General features: G+C 66.4%; 14 protein-coding genes. 2 read left to right on the top strand and 12 right to left on the bottom strand.

Features of this window, described 5'->3' with window-relative positions:
* The 3 genes from E8F11_RS05815 to pip all read right to left on the bottom strand — a co-directional run.
* Window positions 1-455 (bottom strand): transporter substrate-binding domain-containing protein (locus E8F11_RS05815; RefSeq protein ID WP_280287865.1); only part of this gene is annotated, 455 nt, incomplete at its 3' end.
* A 123-nt stretch (window positions 456-578) separates the two neighbouring features.
* A complete protein-coding gene (dtd, locus tag E8F11_RS05810; protein ID WP_280287863.1) occupies window positions 579-1016 on the bottom strand; it encodes a D-aminoacyl-tRNA deacylase in 438 nt (145 codons plus the stop codon).
* Entirely contained in the window at window positions 1016-1990 is a 975-nt protein-coding gene (pip, locus tag E8F11_RS05805) for a prolyl aminopeptidase (RefSeq protein WP_280287861.1), read from the bottom strand. Before pip ends, dtd begins: the two co-directional genes overlap by 1 nt.
* 94 nt (window positions 1991-2084) lie before the next feature.
* On the opposite strand from pip, the gene E8F11_RS05800 reads away from it, so the two are divergent.
* Both E8F11_RS05800 and E8F11_RS05795 read left to right on the top strand, forming a co-directional pair.
* Window positions 2085-2516: a hypothetical protein gene (locus E8F11_RS05800; RefSeq protein WP_280287859.1), complete on the top strand. Its 432-nt coding sequence runs from the start codon at window positions 2085-2087 to the stop codon at window positions 2514-2516.
* Window positions 2513-2986: an NUDIX domain-containing protein gene (locus E8F11_RS05795; RefSeq protein ID WP_280287857.1), complete on the top strand. Its 474-nt coding sequence runs from the start codon at window positions 2513-2515 to the stop codon at window positions 2984-2986. The genes E8F11_RS05800 and E8F11_RS05795 overlap by 4 nt, the downstream gene beginning before the upstream one ends.
* A 47-nt stretch (window positions 2987-3033) precedes the next feature.
* Here the strand turns inward: E8F11_RS05795 and hutG are convergent, their stop codons facing one another.
* The 9 genes from hutG to hutU form a co-directional block, all read right to left on the bottom strand.
* A complete protein-coding gene (hutG, locus tag E8F11_RS05790) occupies window positions 3034-3837 on the bottom strand; it encodes an N-formylglutamate deformylase (RefSeq protein WP_280287856.1) in 804 nt (267 codons plus the stop codon).
* Window positions 3830-5038, bottom strand: coding sequence for an imidazolonepropionase (gene hutI / locus E8F11_RS05785; RefSeq protein WP_280287855.1), 1209 nt, complete (start codon window positions 5036-5038; stop codon window positions 3830-3832). Before hutI ends, hutG begins: the two co-directional genes overlap by 8 nt.
* Entirely contained in the window at window positions 5035-6567 is a 1533-nt protein-coding gene (gene hutH, locus E8F11_RS05780) for a histidine ammonia-lyase (protein WP_280287854.1), read from the bottom strand. The genes hutI and hutH (E8F11_RS05780) overlap by 4 nt, the downstream gene beginning before the upstream one ends.
* A gap of 11 nt (window positions 6568-6578) precedes the next feature.
* Window positions 6579-7409, bottom strand: a complete 831-nt coding sequence (locus E8F11_RS05775) for a glycine betaine/L-proline ABC transporter ATP-binding protein (RefSeq protein ID WP_280287853.1) — start codon at window positions 7407-7409, stop codon at window positions 6579-6581.
* The gene (locus tag E8F11_RS05770) at window positions 7406-8257 is read right to left on the bottom strand and encodes a proline/glycine betaine ABC transporter permease (protein ID WP_280287852.1); all 852 of its coding nucleotides are present in this window, start codon (window positions 8255-8257) and stop codon (window positions 7406-7408) included. The genes E8F11_RS05775 and E8F11_RS05770 overlap by 4 nt, the downstream gene beginning before the upstream one ends.
* 70 nt (window positions 8258-8327) lie before the next feature.
* A complete protein-coding gene (locus tag E8F11_RS05765) occupies window positions 8328-9296 on the bottom strand; it encodes an ABC transporter substrate-binding protein (RefSeq protein WP_280287851.1) in 969 nt (322 codons plus the stop codon).
* A gap of 209 nt (window positions 9297-9505) precedes the next feature.
* Window positions 9506-11035 (bottom strand): histidine ammonia-lyase, encoded by a 1530-nt coding sequence (gene hutH, locus E8F11_RS05760; RefSeq protein WP_280287849.1) that lies wholly within the window; start codon window positions 11033-11035, stop codon window positions 9506-9508.
* A gap of 95 nt (window positions 11036-11130) precedes the next feature.
* Window positions 11131-12576 (bottom strand): cytosine permease, encoded by a 1446-nt coding sequence (locus E8F11_RS05755; protein WP_280287848.1) that lies wholly within the window; start codon window positions 12574-12576, stop codon window positions 11131-11133.
* A gap of 171 nt (window positions 12577-12747) precedes the next feature.
* A complete protein-coding gene (gene hutU, locus E8F11_RS05750; RefSeq protein ID WP_280287846.1) occupies window positions 12748-14418 on the bottom strand; it encodes a urocanate hydratase in 1671 nt (556 codons plus the stop codon).
* Between the last annotated feature and the right edge of the window lie 160 nt (window positions 14419-14578).

Below are 14578 nucleotides of genomic sequence, written 5' to 3'. Positions count from 1 at the left end.
CCGGTGGTGCCGATCTTCGAGGTGATGCGGTACTTGCCATCGTTCAGGTCCTTGTAGGACTTGATCTCGCCCTGCAGCTCCTTGCGGACCAGCAGGGTCTGGCCGACCACGATGAAGGGCTCGGAGAAGTTGATGCGCAGGTTGCGCTCCTGGGTCAGGGTCATGCCGGAACCGATCATGTCGAACTTGTCGGTCAGCAGGGCCGGGATGATGCCGTCGTAGCTGGTGGACACCAGCTCCAGCTTGACGCCCATGGCCTTGGCCATGGCCTTCAGCACGTCCACTTCGAAACCGATGATCTCGCCGCGCTTGTTGGTCATCTCGAAGGGCATGTAGGTCGGGTCCATGCCGACACGCAGGGTGCCGCGCTTGACTGCGTCATCGACCATGCCGGCGTGGGCCAGGCCGGTCAGGGCGCTGGCGGCGAACAGCAGTGACGCGAGAAACTTTTTCATTCTTTCTCCTAATGGGGGCAGCTCGTTGTTTTTATGCAAGCCCACGGAATACGGGGCATGGCGCGCATGCTAACGCCCATCGAAGTGGATGGCGAGTCGCAAAGAAGCAGTTATCGGGCCAGGTCAGCTTTGCAGCAGGAAGGTCACCGGACCGTCGTTGACCAGGTGCACCTGCATGTTGGCGCCGAAGCGCCCGGTTGCGACCTGCGGATGCTTGAGGCGGGCCTGGCGCACCAGGTAGTCGAACAGTTCCTCACCGCGGGCCGGCGGCGCCGCCGTGGAGAAACTCGGGCGCAGGCCGCTGTTGGTATCGGCCGCCAGGGTGAACTGGGACACCAGCAGCAGGCCGCCGCCGACGGCGCCGAGAGACAGGTTCATCTTGCCCTCGGCATCGGCAAAGACCCGGTAGTTGACCAGCTTGTGCAGCAGCTTGTCGGCGCTGGCCTCGGTGTCCTGGGGCTCGACGCCCACCAGCACCAGCAGGCCCTGGTCGATGGAACCGACCACCTCGCCATCCACCTCGACGCGGGCGGCGCTGACCCGTTGCAGCAGCCCCTTCATCAGGCGTCCTCTTCCGGCGGCATGTTCAGCAGGCGGCGGGCCATCTGGTAGGTCGCCCGCACCAGGGCGTCGGTGATGCCGGCTTCGGAGGCGGCGTGGCCGGCGTCGCGGACGATCTGCAGCTCGCTGTTGGGCCAGGCCTTGTGCAGCGCCCAGGCGTTGTCCAGGGGGCAGATGGCGTCATAGCGGCCATGCACGATGACGCCCGGCAAGTGGGCGATCCTGGGCATGTCGCGGAGCAGCTGGTTGGGTTCGAGGAAGGCCTTGTTGACGAAGTAGTGGCACTCGATGCGGGCAATCGACAGGGCGCGCATCGGCTCGCTGAAACGCTCCACCACCGGCGCACTGGGGCGCAGGGTGGCGGTACGGCCTTCCCAGGTCGACCAGGCCTTGGCCGTGTGCATCTGGGCGATCTGGTCAGGGCCGGTCAGGCGCTTGTGGTAGGCGTGCATCAGGTCGCCGTGCTCTTCGGCCGGAATGGGCGCCAGGTAATCCTCCCAGTAGTCCGGGAACATCCGGCTGCAGCCTTCCTGGTAGAACCAGTGGAAGTCCTCCGGGCGGCACAGGAAGATGCCCCGCAGGATCAGGCCGAGCACGCGCTCCGGATGGGCCTGGGCATAGGCCAGGGACAGGGTGGAGCCCCAGGAACCGCCGAACAGCACCCACTTGTCGATGTTCAGGTGCTGGCGAATGCGTTCGAGGTCGGCCACCAGGTCCCAGGTGGTGTTCTTCTCCAGGCTCGCGTGCGGCGTGGAGCGGCCGCAGCCGCGCTGGTCGAAGGTGACGATGCGGTACAGATTCGGATCGAAGAAGCGCCGGCTCATGGCGTCGCAGCCAGCCCCCGGGCCACCGTGGATGAATACCACGGGCAGGCCTTCCGGCGTGCCGCTTTCATCCACATAGAGCACGTGAGGCGCATCCACTGCCAGCTCGTGCCTGGCGTGGGGTTTAATCTCCGGATACAAAGTCTGCATTCTGGGCTCCCCAAAACTGTGCGAAAGGTCGACCCTTTTGCGAGTCCGGCCTTCTAACCTGCCGGGCATCATAACGAGGAAAAAGGAGATCAGCATGCTCCTCAGGAAGTTCGCTCTGCCGACGCTCTGCGTTCTGGCAATCCTAGCCGGTTGTGGCCGGAACGACCCGGCCGCCGAGCTGGATGCGGCAGTGCAACAGCTGCAGGACAACCTCGAAGCGAAGAAGACCGGCGCAGTGCTCGACCAATTGCACCCGCAGTTCAATGCCCAGCAGGAACATGACCGCGACTGGGCCAAGCGCACCATGGCATTGCTCTTCCTGCGCCACAAGAACGTCAGCGTCCTGGCCTTGAGCAAGGCCAGCCGGCTGGCCCCCACCTACCGCGAGAAAGGCTACACCGAAGCCCAGGTGGCCCTAACCGGTGCCGAGGGGTTGATCCCCGACAGCGCGCGCCACTACGGGGTCAAGCTGGAATGGTGGCTGGACGACGGCGAGTGGAAGCTCGCCCGGCTGGACTGGCAATGAGCGCGCCGCTCACGCACCGCATCCGCGCCGCCGGACTGCTGGTGGAAGACGGACGCATCCTGCTGGTCAAGCACGTGGTGGGCGAGGACACCTACTGGATACCGCCAGGCGGCGGCTTCGAGTCCCAGACCGACGAATCGACCCGCGACACGGTGCGCCGCGAGTTCATGGAGGAAACCGGGCTGGAAGTGGAGGTCGGCCCGCTGGTCTACGTCCGCGAGTTCGCCGAGCCGGCCATGGGCCGCTTCCATATGGAGCTGTTCTACCGCATCGACGCCTGGCGCGGCGAACCCAGCCTGGTCAACCTCAACGGCCTGGGCGGCGACGAGTTCGAGATTCGCGAGCTGGGCTGGGTCAGCCGCGAGGAGCTGACCACCCTGCCCTTCTATCCGGCCGAGTTGCTGGACGATGTCTGGGAGCGGGTCGCGGCCGAGGTGGTGGTGATTCGCCATCTCGGCCTGCAGCGGTAGGAATTGCTGCTCCTCCACAGAAAAGCTTCACCCGCCTCCGTGCTGGTCTATCGCCCGTACTTCGCCCTGCCCCACTCCACCATCGCCTGCAGCAGCTTGCGCAGCACCGCCTGGGTCGGCACGGCCAGGTCTTCGCGGTAGTCGAAGGGCACTTGCTCGTCCATGTAGGTGCACTGGGCCAGTTCCAGCTGCACGGCGTGGATGTGCTCGCCGGGTTGGCCGTAGTGGCGGGTGATATGGCCGCCCTTGAAACGGCCATTGAGCACATGACTGTAATCTTTGGCTTCGGCACAGACCGCCACCAGCGCCTCGGCCAGGGCCGGGTCGCAACTGGCGCCGGCATTGGTGCCGAGGTTGAAGTCCGGCAGCCGGCCGTCGAACAGGCGCGGGATGAAGGAGCGGATCGAGTGCGCATCGAACAGCAGCGCATAGCCGAACTCGGCCTTCATCCGCGCCAGTTCTTCGCTGATGGTCTGGTGGTAGGGCGTCCAGATTTCCGCCAGGTAGCGCGCGCGCTCCGCCGCCGACGGCTCCTCGCCTTCGCGGTAGAGCGGCTCGCCATCGAACAGGGTCGCCGGATAGAGGCCGGTGGTGGCGGTGGCGTAGAGCGGCTTGTCGTCGGCCGGGCGATTGAGGTCGATGACGTAGCGCGAATACTGCGCCGCCAGCGTGCTCGCCCCCAGCTCGGCGGCGAAATCGTAGAGGCGCGGGATGTGCCAGTCCGTATCGGTGAGGTCCCAACCGGCCGCCACCATGCCGGCTTCCACCGCCGGGGTCAGGTGCGTGCCGGGGTGCGGCATGCTGATCAGAAGCGGCGCGCGGCCGCGGCTGAAGCTGATTACGTTATCCACAGTCGATCTCCTGTCCATGTCGAATCACCCGCTTGGGCAGATCGCCGCCCAACCAGTAGGCCAGCTCCGCCGGGCGCTGGATGTCCCAGGCGATGAAGTCGGCCACCTTGCCGGTCTCCAGGCTGCCATGGCTTTCGGCCAGGCCCAGCGCCTTGGCGGCGTGCAGGGTGGCGCCAGCCAGCGCCTCCTCCGGGGTGAGGCGGAAGGAGGTGCAGGCCATGTTCAGCATCATGCGCAGCGACAGCGCCGGCGAGGTGCCGGGGTTCAGGTCGGTTGATACCGCGATGGCGACGCCGTGCTTGCGCAACGCCTCGATGGGCGGCAGCTGGGTCTCGCGCAGCAGGAAGAAGGCGCCGGGCAGCAGCACGGCGACCGTGCCGGCTGCCGCCATGGCGATGGCGTCGTCCTCGGTCATGTATTCCAGGTGGTCCGCCGACAGCGCCTGGTAACGCGCCGCCAGGCTGGAGCCGTGCAGGGAGGACAGTTGCTCGGCGTGCAGCTTCACCGGCAGGCCCAGCCCCTTGGCCACCTTGAACACCCGTTCCACCTGCTCGGGGGAAAAGGCCAGGTATTCGCAGAAGGCATCCACCGCATCCACCAGCCCCTCGTCGGCCAGGGCCGGCAGTATCTCGTCGCAGATATGGTCGATGTAGTCGTCGGCACGGCCGGCGTATTCCGGTGGCAACGCGTGCGCGGCCAGGCAGGTGGCGCGCACGGTGATCGGCAGGGTTTCGCCCAGGCGCCGGGCAACGCGCAGCATCTTGCGCTCGCTGGCCAGGTCCAGGCCGTAGCCGGATTTCACTTCCAGGGTGGTGACGCCGTCACGCAGCAGCTGGCGGGCACGCCGGGTGGCGCTCTCAAGCAGCTCGTCCTCGCTGGCCTCGCGGGTGGCGCGCACGGTACTGGCGATGCCGCCGCCCTGGGCGGCGATCTCGGCATAGCTCACGCCCTCCAGGCGCTGCTCGAACTCGCGGCTGCGGTCGCCGCCGAACACCAGGTGGGTGTGGCAGTCGATCAGGCCCGGGGTGAGCCAGGCGCCTTCGAGGTCGACCTCCACGTCATAGGGGATGGACGGCAGTTCCTCGCGCGGACCTATCCACTCGATGCGTCCGGCGTAGGTGACCAGCACTGCGTCTTCGATGACGGCGTATTTACCACCCTTCATGGTGGCGGCATGGCAGTTGTGCCAGAGGTGTTTCATTGCAGTCCTCCGATACGCGCGGCTATCCCCTCCAGCGTGGAGCGGTCGCGCAAAAGACTGGCGGCGCGGGCGATGTCCGGCGCCAGCCAGCGGTCCTGGTCATAGGCCGGCACCGATTCGCGCAGGGCTTGCCAGGCGGCGCCGGTGCCCGCGCCGAAATGCCCGGGCTTGTGGAACTCGAAGGCCTGGGCCGCCAGCAGGTATTCGATGGCGAGGATGCGTGTGCAGTTTTCCAGCGCCTTGCCCAGCTTGAGCGCGGCACTGGTGCCAAGGCTCAGGTGGTCTTCCTGCAAGCCGGAGGTGACGAAGTTGTCCACCACCGCCGGATGCGCCAGCTGGCGGTTCTCGCCGGCCAGGGCGGCGGCCACGTACTGGGCGATCATCATCCCCGAGTTGACCCCGGGCTGGCTGACCAGGAAGGCCGGCAGGCCGCTGACCAGCGGGTTGACCAGGCGGTCCAGGCGTCGCTCGGCAATACCGCCCAGCTCCGCCACGGCAATGGCCAGCAGGTCCGCCGCCATGGCCACCGACTCGCCGTGGGGGTTGGCCTGGGACACCACCTTGTAGGCGTTCGGCGTACCCAGCAGCAACGGGTTGTCGTTGGCCGACGCCAATTCGGTGTCCACCTGGCGCTCGACATGGGCGAACTGGTCACGGCAGGCGCCATGCACCTGCGGGATGGAGCGGATGCTCAAGGCATCCTGGGTGCGGATGCCCTTACTGCTGGCGACCACCTCGCTGCCGGCCAGCAAGGCCAGCAGGTTGGCGCCCACCGCCTGCATGCCGGGATGGGGCTTGAGGGCAATGATGTCCGGGTCGAAAGCGGCGATCTGCCCGCGCAGTGCCTCGAAACTCATGGCGCCGATCACATCTGCCCAGCGCATCAGGCGCTCGGCGTCGTCCAGCGCCAGGCAGGTCAGGCCAGTCATGCAGGGCAGGCCGTTGACCAGGCAGAGCCCGTCCTTGGCGCCCAGACGTACCGGCTCCAGACCTTCGGCCGCCAGGGCCTCGGCGGCGGGTACCACCTGCCCGCGATAGCTGACCTCGCCCACACCAAGCAGGGTGATGCCGACATGAGCCATATGGGTCAGGTAGCCCACCGAGCCCTGGGACGGTACCTGCGGGGTGATGCCACGGTTCAGCAGCGCCAGCAGCGCCTCCACCACCTGCCGCTGCAGACCGGAACGGCCGTGGCTGTAGTTGGCGATGGCGCAGCAAATGATGGCGCGGGTCTGATCAATGGCCAGCACCGGGCCAACGCCGCAGGCATGGCTGAGCAAGGTATTGCGCGAAAGCGCGGCGAACTGCTCGGCGCTCAGCACCACCTCGCTGAGGGCGCCGAGGCCGGTGCTGATCCCGTAGGCGCGCTCGCCCCGCTCGACGATGCGCTCGACGATGCCGCGGGCATTGTCGATGCGCGCCCAGGCGGCCGGCGTCAGTTCCAGCCGCGCGCCGTGACGGGCCACCGCCACCACCTGGCGCCAGTTCAGCGGCGTATCGCCCAGCAGGACTTTCTCGGGTAACGACATTCAGCTGTTCCTTACAGGTTGGCCACGCGGCGCTGGACGAAGCGGTCGACGTAGTCGTCCGCCGGCTGGTGGAGGATTTCCTTCGGCGTGCCGACCTGGATCAGCTGGCCGTCCTTGAGGATGGCGATGCGGTTGCCGATGCGCACTGCCTCGTCGAGGTCGTGGGTGATGAAGACGATGGTCTTCTGCAGGGTCTTCTGCAGCTCCAGCAGCTGCTCCTGCATGTCGGCGCGGATCAGCGGGTCGAGGGCGCTGAAGGCTTCGTCCATGAGGATGATGTCGGTGTCCGAGGCCAGCGCCCGGGCCAGGCCGACGCGCTGGCGCATGCCGCCGGAGAGCTGGTGCGGATAGGACTTCTCGTAGCCCTTCAGACCCACGGTGGTGATCCAGTGCTGGGCGCGCTCCAGGCAGTATTCCTTGGTCTCGCCGCGCACCTTGAGGCCGTAGGCGACGTTGTCCAGCACCGTCTTGTGCGGCAGCAGGCCGAAGCTCTGGAACACCATGCTGATCTTCCTGCGGCGGAATTGCTGCAGCTCTTCCATGTCGTAGCGCAGGATGTCCTCGCCATCGACCAGGATCTGCCCGCTGGTGGGGTCGATCAGGCGGTTGAAGTGGCGCACCAGGGTCGACTTGCCGGAACCGGACAGGCCCATGATCACGAAGATCTCGCCGGCGCCGATGGACAGCGACAGGTCGTTGACCCCGACCACGCAGCCGGTATTGGCCAGCACATCGGCCTTGCTCTTGCCCTGCTGGATCAGCGCCAGGGCTTCGTCGGCGCGCTGGCCGAAGATCTTGAATACGTTCTTGACGACAATCTTGCTCATGTTCTCGTCACTCAATTGCTGGCTGCGTGCCGCGAACGGCCGTAAGCCTGGGTGATGCGGTCGAAGACCACGGCCAGGATGACGATGGCCAGGCCCGCTTCGAGGCCCTTGCCGACGTTGAGGGTCTGGATGCCCACCAGCACGTCTTCGCCGAGGCCACGGGCGCCAATCATCGAGGCGATCACCACCATCGACAGGGCCATCATGGTGGTCTGGTTGATCCCCGCCATGATGCTCGGCAGGGCCAGCGGCAGCTGCACGCCGAACAGCTGCTGCCAGCGGTTGGCGCCGAAGGCGTTGACCGCCTCCATCACCTCGCGGTCCACCTGGCGGATGCCGAGGTCGGTGAGTCGGATCAGCGGTGGTGCGGCGTAGATCACCGTGGCGAAGATGGCCGGCACCTTGCCCAGGCCGAAGAGCATCAGCACCGGGATCAGGTACACGAAGCTTGGCATGGTCTGCATGATGTCCAGCAGCGGCATCAGCACCGCACGCAGACGGTCGCTGCGGGCCGCGAGGATGCCCAGGGGAATGCCGATCAGCACCGAGATGAAGGTGGCCACCAGCATCAGCGCGACGGTCTGCATCAATTTGTCCCAGAGCCCCACGGCACCCACCAGGAACAGCAGGCCGGTGATCACCACCGTCGGCAGGATGCGCCGCGTGGCGTGCCAGGAGATGCCGGCGACCACGATCAGCACCAGCCACCAGGGCGTGGCGCGAAGGACACCTTCCAGGTAGACGATGGCCCAGAGCAGGGTGTCGGAGATGTGGCGGAACACATCGCCATAGTTGGTCACCAGGCTGTCTACCCAGCCATTGACCCAGTCAGCGATGGAGAAGGTGAAGCGTTCGGGGAACATAGCTCGCTCCGGTCATGTGGGGGGCCTCCTCCCCCCAGGGAGAAGGCCGGTATCAGGATTCGTCCGCGACTCAGAGGGCGGCGTCGATCTTCTTCGCAGCATCCTCGCTGACCCAGGCGTGCCACACCTCCGGGTGTTCCTTGAGGAAGACCTTGGCCAGGTCCGCCGAGTCCATCTTTTCCTTGGCCATCTTCGCCAGGTTCTGGTTCAGCAGGTCGATCGGCAAGTTGACCTTGTTCAGCACCGCCACCAGCTCCGGGGCCTCGTCATGGAAGGTCTTGGACAGCCCGACCTGGATGGTCACGTTCTTGTCGACGCCGGGCTTCTCCTCCAGCTTCACCAGGTCGGCCTGGCCCATCAACGGCGTCGGCGACCAGTAATAGAAAAGGATAGGCTCGCCACGGCGATAGCTCGACAGCACGGCCGCATCCAGGGCCGGGCCGGTACCGGGACGGAAGTTGGTGAACTTCTCTTCCAGGCCATAGCTCTTGAGCATTTCGCTGTTGTCCAGCTCGCAGGTCCAGCCGGCCGGGCAGTTGTAGAAGCGGCCCTTGCCCGGCTCCTCCGGATCGCGGAACAGCTCGGCGTACTGGCCCAGGTCGGCGATCGCCTTGAGCTGCGGCGCCTTCGCCTCGATGCCACGCTTGGCGTCGCCCTCGATCACGTAGCGCGGCACGTACCAGCCTTCGGTGGCGCCGACGATCGGCGCACCTACGCCCACCACCTTGCCGGCGGCGGCGGCCTTGTTCCAGGCGTCGCTGCGGCCGATCCACTCCTCGGCGAAGATTTGGATGTCGTTGTTGCCCAGGGCCTGCTCCATGGTGATGGAGTTGCCGGGCAGGCTGTCAGTCTCGCAGCCATAGCCGTTCTTCAGGACGAACTGCAGCAGGTCGGTGAGCAACATGCCGCTCTCCCAGTTGAGCCCGGCGAACTTCACCGGCTTGCCGGATTCACACCAGCCCGCCGCCTGGGCGGACGCCGCCCCGGCCAGCAGGCCCGCCGCACACATCAGGCCCAACACTCGCTTCTTGAATTGCATGTTCCGACGCTCCTGAAACTTGGTAAGGGTTAAGGCAGTTCGTTCATCGACAGAAGCCGGTTGTGCCGGCTCCCGGTGCCAGTAACTGGCAATTGTTGTTTTAACGACCGGCCACGACTCGTGATCGTCCCGGGTACCTCACGCAGCAGCGATCTTCCTGACCCCGGGCGGGACGTCTGCGCCCCACCCTCCAACTCCTCACTTCAGGCTCACAGGCTCGGCAGCAGCTTCGCCGGCATCAGGCCGTTCAGGCAGCCGCTGGCGAGCAGGGTGCTGGCGGCCTCGATATCCGGGGCGAAGAAGCGGTCTTCCTGGTAATAGGGCACCTGGGCGCGCAGCAGGCCACGGGCCTCCTCCAGCTTCGGCGAGCTCTTCAGGCCCTCGCGGAAGTCCAGGCCCTGGCAGGCGCCCAGCCACTCCACGGCAAGGATGCCGCGCACGTTGTCAGCCATCGCCCAGAGGCGCTTGCCGGCGTTCGGCGCCATGGACACGTGGTCCTCCTGGTTGGCCGAGGTGGGCAGGCTGTCGACGCTGGCCGGGTGGGCCAGGGCCTTGTTGTCACTGGCCAGGGCAGCGGCGGTGACCTGGGCGATCATGAAGCCGGAGTTGACCCCGCCATTGGCCACCAGGAAGGGCGGCAGCTGGGACATGTGCATGTCCATCATCAGCGAGATGCGGCGCTCGGACAGCGAGCCGATCTCGGCGATGGCCAGGGCGATGTTGTCGGCGGCCATGGCCACCGGCTCGGCGTGGAAGTTGCCGCCGGAGATCACGTCACCTTCCTCGGCGAACACCAGCGGGTTGTCGGACACCGCGTTGGATTCGACTTCCAGCACCTCGGCGGCCTGGCGCAGCTGGGTCAGGCAGGCGCCCATGACCTGGGGCTGGCAGCGCAGGGAGTATGGGTCCTGCACCTTGTCGCACTTCTCGTGGGAACGGGCGATCTCGCTGCTGGCGGTGAGCAGCTCGCGGTAGAGGGCGGCGGCGTCGATCTGGCCGCGCTGGCCACGGGCCGCATGAATGCGCGCGTCGAAGGGCGCGCGGGAGCCGAGCATCGCCTCGACGCTGAGGCCGCCGCAGACGCTGGCGGCGGCATACAGGTCCTCAGCCTCGAACAGACCGCGCAGGGCGTAGGCGGTGGACACCTGGGTGCCATTGAGCAGGGCCAGGCCCTCCTTAGCGGCCAGGGTCAGGGGCTCCAGGCCGGCGACGGCCAGGGCCTCGGTAGCCGGCAGCCATTGGCCCTTGTGGCGTGCCTTGCTCTCGCCGAGCAGGACCAGGGACATGTGCGCCAGCGGCGCCAGGTCGCCGGAGGCGCCCACCGAGCCCTTCAGCGGGATATGCGGATAGACCTCGGCATTGATCAGCGCCACCAGGGCATCGATTACCTTGCGACGGATGCCGGAGAAGCCGCGCGCCAGGCTGTTCACCTTGAGCAGCATGATCAGCCGCACCATTGCGTCGTCCAGTGGCTCGCCGACACCGGCGGCGTGGGACAGCACCAGCGAGCGCTGGAGTTTCTCCAGGTCGGCGGGAGCGATGCGGGTCGAGGCCAGCAGGCCGAAACCGGTGTTGATGCCGTAGGCAGTGCGCCCCTCGGCGATGATGCTCTCGACGCAGGCGACGCTGGCGTCGATGGCGCTGTCGGCGCTGGAATCCAGGGTCAGCCGCACGGGTTGCAGGTAGGCCTTGCGCAGGTCCGCCAGGGTCAGTTGGCCGGGTTTCAGGTGCAGGTTCATCAAATTCTCCTTGCCAGTCGCCGCCTTCCGCTAGCGGCGTTCATTGAAAGTCGGACGCGGCGACAGGGCCGCATCCCATATCGAAAGCTTAGGCCTCAGGCGCCGTTGGCCGCCTTGTCCAGGTGCACCGGATCGGCCGGCAGCACCATGTGCTCCGGTACCGGCCGGCTGCTGCGCCGCGCCACCAGGTAGTAGAGGACGCTGGGCACCACCAGGCCGATGATCCAGGAGATATCCACGCCGCCCAGGTGCGCCACCATGGGCCCGGTGTAGAGCTTGGTGGAGATGAAGGGCATCTGCACCAGCACGCCGACCGTGTAGACGATGATCCCCGGCATGTTCCAGCGGCCGTAGCGGCCATCGGGATTGGACAGCGCCGGCACGTCGTAGCGTTCCTTGGTGACGAAGTAGTAATCCACCAGGTTCACCGCGCTCCAGGGGGTGAAGAACGCCAGCAGGAACAGGATGAAGGACTTGAACGCGCCCAGGAACGAATGCTGGCCGAGCAGCGCGATCAGGGTGGCGGCGCCGACGATGCCGAGCACGAAGACCAGGCGCTGGGTACGCGACACCTCGATGTGTCCACGGAAGCCGCTGATGATGGTGGCGATGCACATGAAGCTGCCGTAGGAGTTCAGCGTGGAGATGGTCACCTTGCCGAAGGCGATGCTGAAGTAGAGCAGCGCGGCCGTCGCGCCCGCGCCTCCCAGACCCACGATGTAGGCGACTTCACGGCCGGCGAACTGACCGTTGGCCATGGCCGCGGCGAACACGCCGAGCACCATCGACACCTGGGCGCCGATCACCGAACCCAGGCCGGCGGCGAGGAAAGTCTTCACCGACGAAGTGCTGCTCGGCAGGTAGCGCGAATAGTCGGCCACATAGGGGCCGTAGGCGATCTGCCAGGAAGCCGCCAGGGACACAGAGAGCAGGAAGGAGGACCAGGTGAAGTGCCGGTTCTCCAGCAGCTCGCCGATGTCGCCCAGGGCCATCACGCGGCTGAACAGGTAGATGAAAGCGATGATGCCGAGCACGCTGGCGATCCGCCCGATCATGTGGATCACGCGGTAGCCGAATACGGTCGACAGGACGATCACACCGGCGAAGATGAGGATGCCCGCGCTGTCGCTGACGCTGAGCAGCTGGCCGATGGCCTGGCCGGAAAGCACGGTGCCGGTGGCGGTGAAGCCGAGGTACATCAGGCACACCAGGACGATCGGGATGGCCGCGCCGTAGACGCCGAACTGCACCCGGCTGGAAATCATCTGCGGCAGGCCGAGTTTCGGCCCCTGGGCCGCGTGCAGGGCCATCACCGCGCCGCCGAACAGTTGGCCGATGAGAAGGCCGATCAGCGACCAGAACACGTCGCCGCCCAGCACCACGGCGAGCGCGCCGGTGACGATGGCGGTGATCTGCAGGTTGGCGCCCAGCCAGAGGGTGAACTGGCTGTAGAGGCGGCCGTGGCGTTCGCCCTCGGGGATGTAGTCGATCGAACGCCGTTCGATCAGGGGCTTGGCCGAAGGCTCTTGGAGCTGAGTCATCTAACGGTTCTCCGATGCGGCTTGGGTGGCGATGCTCTTGTTCTTGTCGTGGAGCAGACTCGAGAACTGTCTTGCCTGCAGGGCGCTCTGCGGCGCCTCCATTGCGGGCACAGGGCCCATGCGCAGCGCTCCGAACCTGGAGCCGTACTGCCTGCGCACGGGCCCTCGACCTCAGCGTTTGCCGGTGATCATCGGCAGGTTCAGGCCCTGCTCGTGGGCGCAGTCGATGGCGATCTGGTAACCGGCATCGGCATGGCGCATCACCCCGGTGCCCGGGTCGTTGGTCAGTACGCGGGCGATGCGCGCGGCGGCCTCGTCGGTACCATCGCAGACGATGACCATCCCCGAGTGCTGGGAGAAGCCCATCCCGACGCCACCGCCGTGGTGCAGGGACACCCAGGTGGCGCCGCTGGCGGTGTTCAGCAGGGCGTTGAGCAGCGGCCAGTCGGAGACGGCGTCGGAACCGTCCTGCATGGCTTCGGTCTCGCGGTTCGGGCTGGAGACCGAGCCGGAGTCCAGGTGGTCGCGGCCGATGACGATCGGTGCGGACAGCTCGCCGCTACGGACCATCTCGTTGAAGGCCAGGCCGAGCTTGGCGCGCTGGCCCAGGCCGACCCAGCAGATCCGCGCCGGCAGGCCCTGGAAGCTGATGCGCTCGCAGGCCATGTCCAGCCAGTTGTGCAGGTGGGCGTCGTCCGGAATCAGCTCCTTGACCTTGGCGTCGGTCTTGTAGATGTCTTCGGCATTGCCCGACAGCGCGGCCCAGCGGAACGGGCCGATGCCGCGGCAGAACAGCGGACGGATATAGGCCGGGACGAAGCCGGGGAAGTCGAAGGCGTTGGCCACGCCTTCTTCCTTGGCCATCTGGCGGATGTTGTTGCCGTAGTCGAAGGTCGGGATGCCTTGCTTCTGGAACTCCAGCATGGCCTGCACGTGCACGGCCATGGACTGCTTGGCGGCCTTGACCACCGCGGCCGGTTCGGTCTGCGCGCGGTCGCGGTACTGCTCCCAGCTCCAGCCGATCGGCAGGTAACCATTGAGCGGGTCGTGGGCGCTGGTCTGGTCGGTGACCATGTCCGGGCGCACGCCGCGCTTGATCAGCTCCGGCAGGATCTCGGCGGCGTTGCCGAGCAGGGCGATGGAGATGGCCTTGCCTTCGCGGGTGTACTGGGCGATACGCGCCAGGGCGTCGTCCAGGTCCTTGGCCTGCTCGTCGACGTAGCGGCTGCTCAGGCGGAAGTCGATGCGGCTCTGCTGGCATTCGATGTTCAGCGAGCAGGCGCCGGCCAGGGTCGCGGCCAGCGGCTGGGCGCCGCCCATGCCGCCAAGGCCGGCGGTCAGTACCCAGCGCCCGGTGAGGTTGCCGGCGTAGTGCTGGCGGCCGGCTTCGACGAAGGTTTCATAGGTGCCCTGGACGATGCCCTGGCTGCCGATGTAGATCCAGCTGCCGGCGGTCATCTGGCCGTACATGGCCAGGCCCTTGGCGTCCAGTTCGTTGAAGTGTTCCCAGTTGGCCCAGTGGGGGACCAGGTTGGAGTTGGCGATCAGCACGCGCGGGGCGTTGGCGTGGGTCTTGAACACGCCGACCGGCTTGCCGGACTGCACCAGCAGGGTCTCGTCCTCGTTCAGTTCCTTCAGGGTCTCGACGATCTTGTCGTAGCACTCCCAGTTGCGCGCGGCGCGGCCGATGCCGCCGTACACCACCAGCTCCTTCGGATTCTCCGCCACCTCGGGGTCGAGGTTGTTCATCAGCATGCGCAGCGGCGCTTCGGTCAGCCAGCTCTTGGCGGTCAGCTTGTTGCCACGCGGGGCGCGGATCTCGGTGTCACGGAATTTGGTCATGCCTGGCTCCTCGTAGGGTGGTAGCGGTGGGCAGCGTTACTGTCTGACTGCGCGGGAAAGACGGTGCACATCTACACACATATAAACTTGTACATACAAGCATATGCAAGCAAGAGGCCAAATGTCTTCGCCGCTCCGCGTGAGAAAACGGAAAGCCTTG

The sequence above is a fragment of the Pseudomonas sp. BN417 genome, from assembly GCF_029871205.1.
Classification (GTDB): Bacteria; Pseudomonadota; Gammaproteobacteria; order Pseudomonadales; family Pseudomonadaceae; genus Metapseudomonas.
This window is presented reverse-complemented; position numbering and strand designations above follow the sequence as displayed.

Bases quoted from the DNA above. Each gene is read 5' to 3' on its own strand.
- hutH (WP_280287854.1), bottom strand. From the start codon at position 6,567: ATGTCGTTACCCGAGAAAGTCCTGCTGGGCGATACGCCGCTGAACTGG.
- hutI (WP_280287855.1), bottom strand. From the start codon at position 5,038: ATGAAACACCTCTGGCACAACTGCCATGCCGCCACCATGAAGGGTGGT.
- hutH (WP_280287849.1), bottom strand. From the start codon at position 11,035: ATGAACCTGCACCTGAAACCCGGCCAACTGACCCTGGCGGACCTGCGC.
- E8F11_RS05765 (WP_280287851.1), bottom strand. From the start codon at position 9,296: ATGCAATTCAAGAAGCGAGTGTTGGGCCTGATGTGTGCGGCGGGCCTG.
- E8F11_RS05755 (WP_280287848.1), bottom strand. From the start codon at position 12,576: ATGACTCAGCTCCAAGAGCCTTCGGCCAAGCCCCTGATCGAACGGCGT.
- hutU (WP_280287846.1), bottom strand. From the start codon at position 14,418: ATGACCAAATTCCGTGACACCGAGATCCGCGCCCCGCGTGGCAACAAG.
- dtd (WP_280287863.1), bottom strand. From the start codon at position 1,016: ATGAAGGGGCTGCTGCAACGGGTCAGCGCCGCCCGCGTCGAGGTGGAT.
- E8F11_RS05800 (WP_280287859.1), top strand. From the start codon at position 2,085: ATGCTCCTCAGGAAGTTCGCTCTGCCGACGCTCTGCGTTCTGGCAATC.
- E8F11_RS05795 (WP_280287857.1), top strand. From the start codon at position 2,513: ATGAGCGCGCCGCTCACGCACCGCATCCGCGCCGCCGGACTGCTGGTG.
- pip (WP_280287861.1), bottom strand. From the start codon at position 1,990: ATGCAGACTTTGTATCCGGAGATTAAACCCCACGCCAGGCACGAGCTG.
- E8F11_RS05770 (WP_280287852.1), bottom strand. From the start codon at position 8,257: ATGTTCCCCGAACGCTTCACCTTCTCCATCGCTGACTGGGTCAATGGC.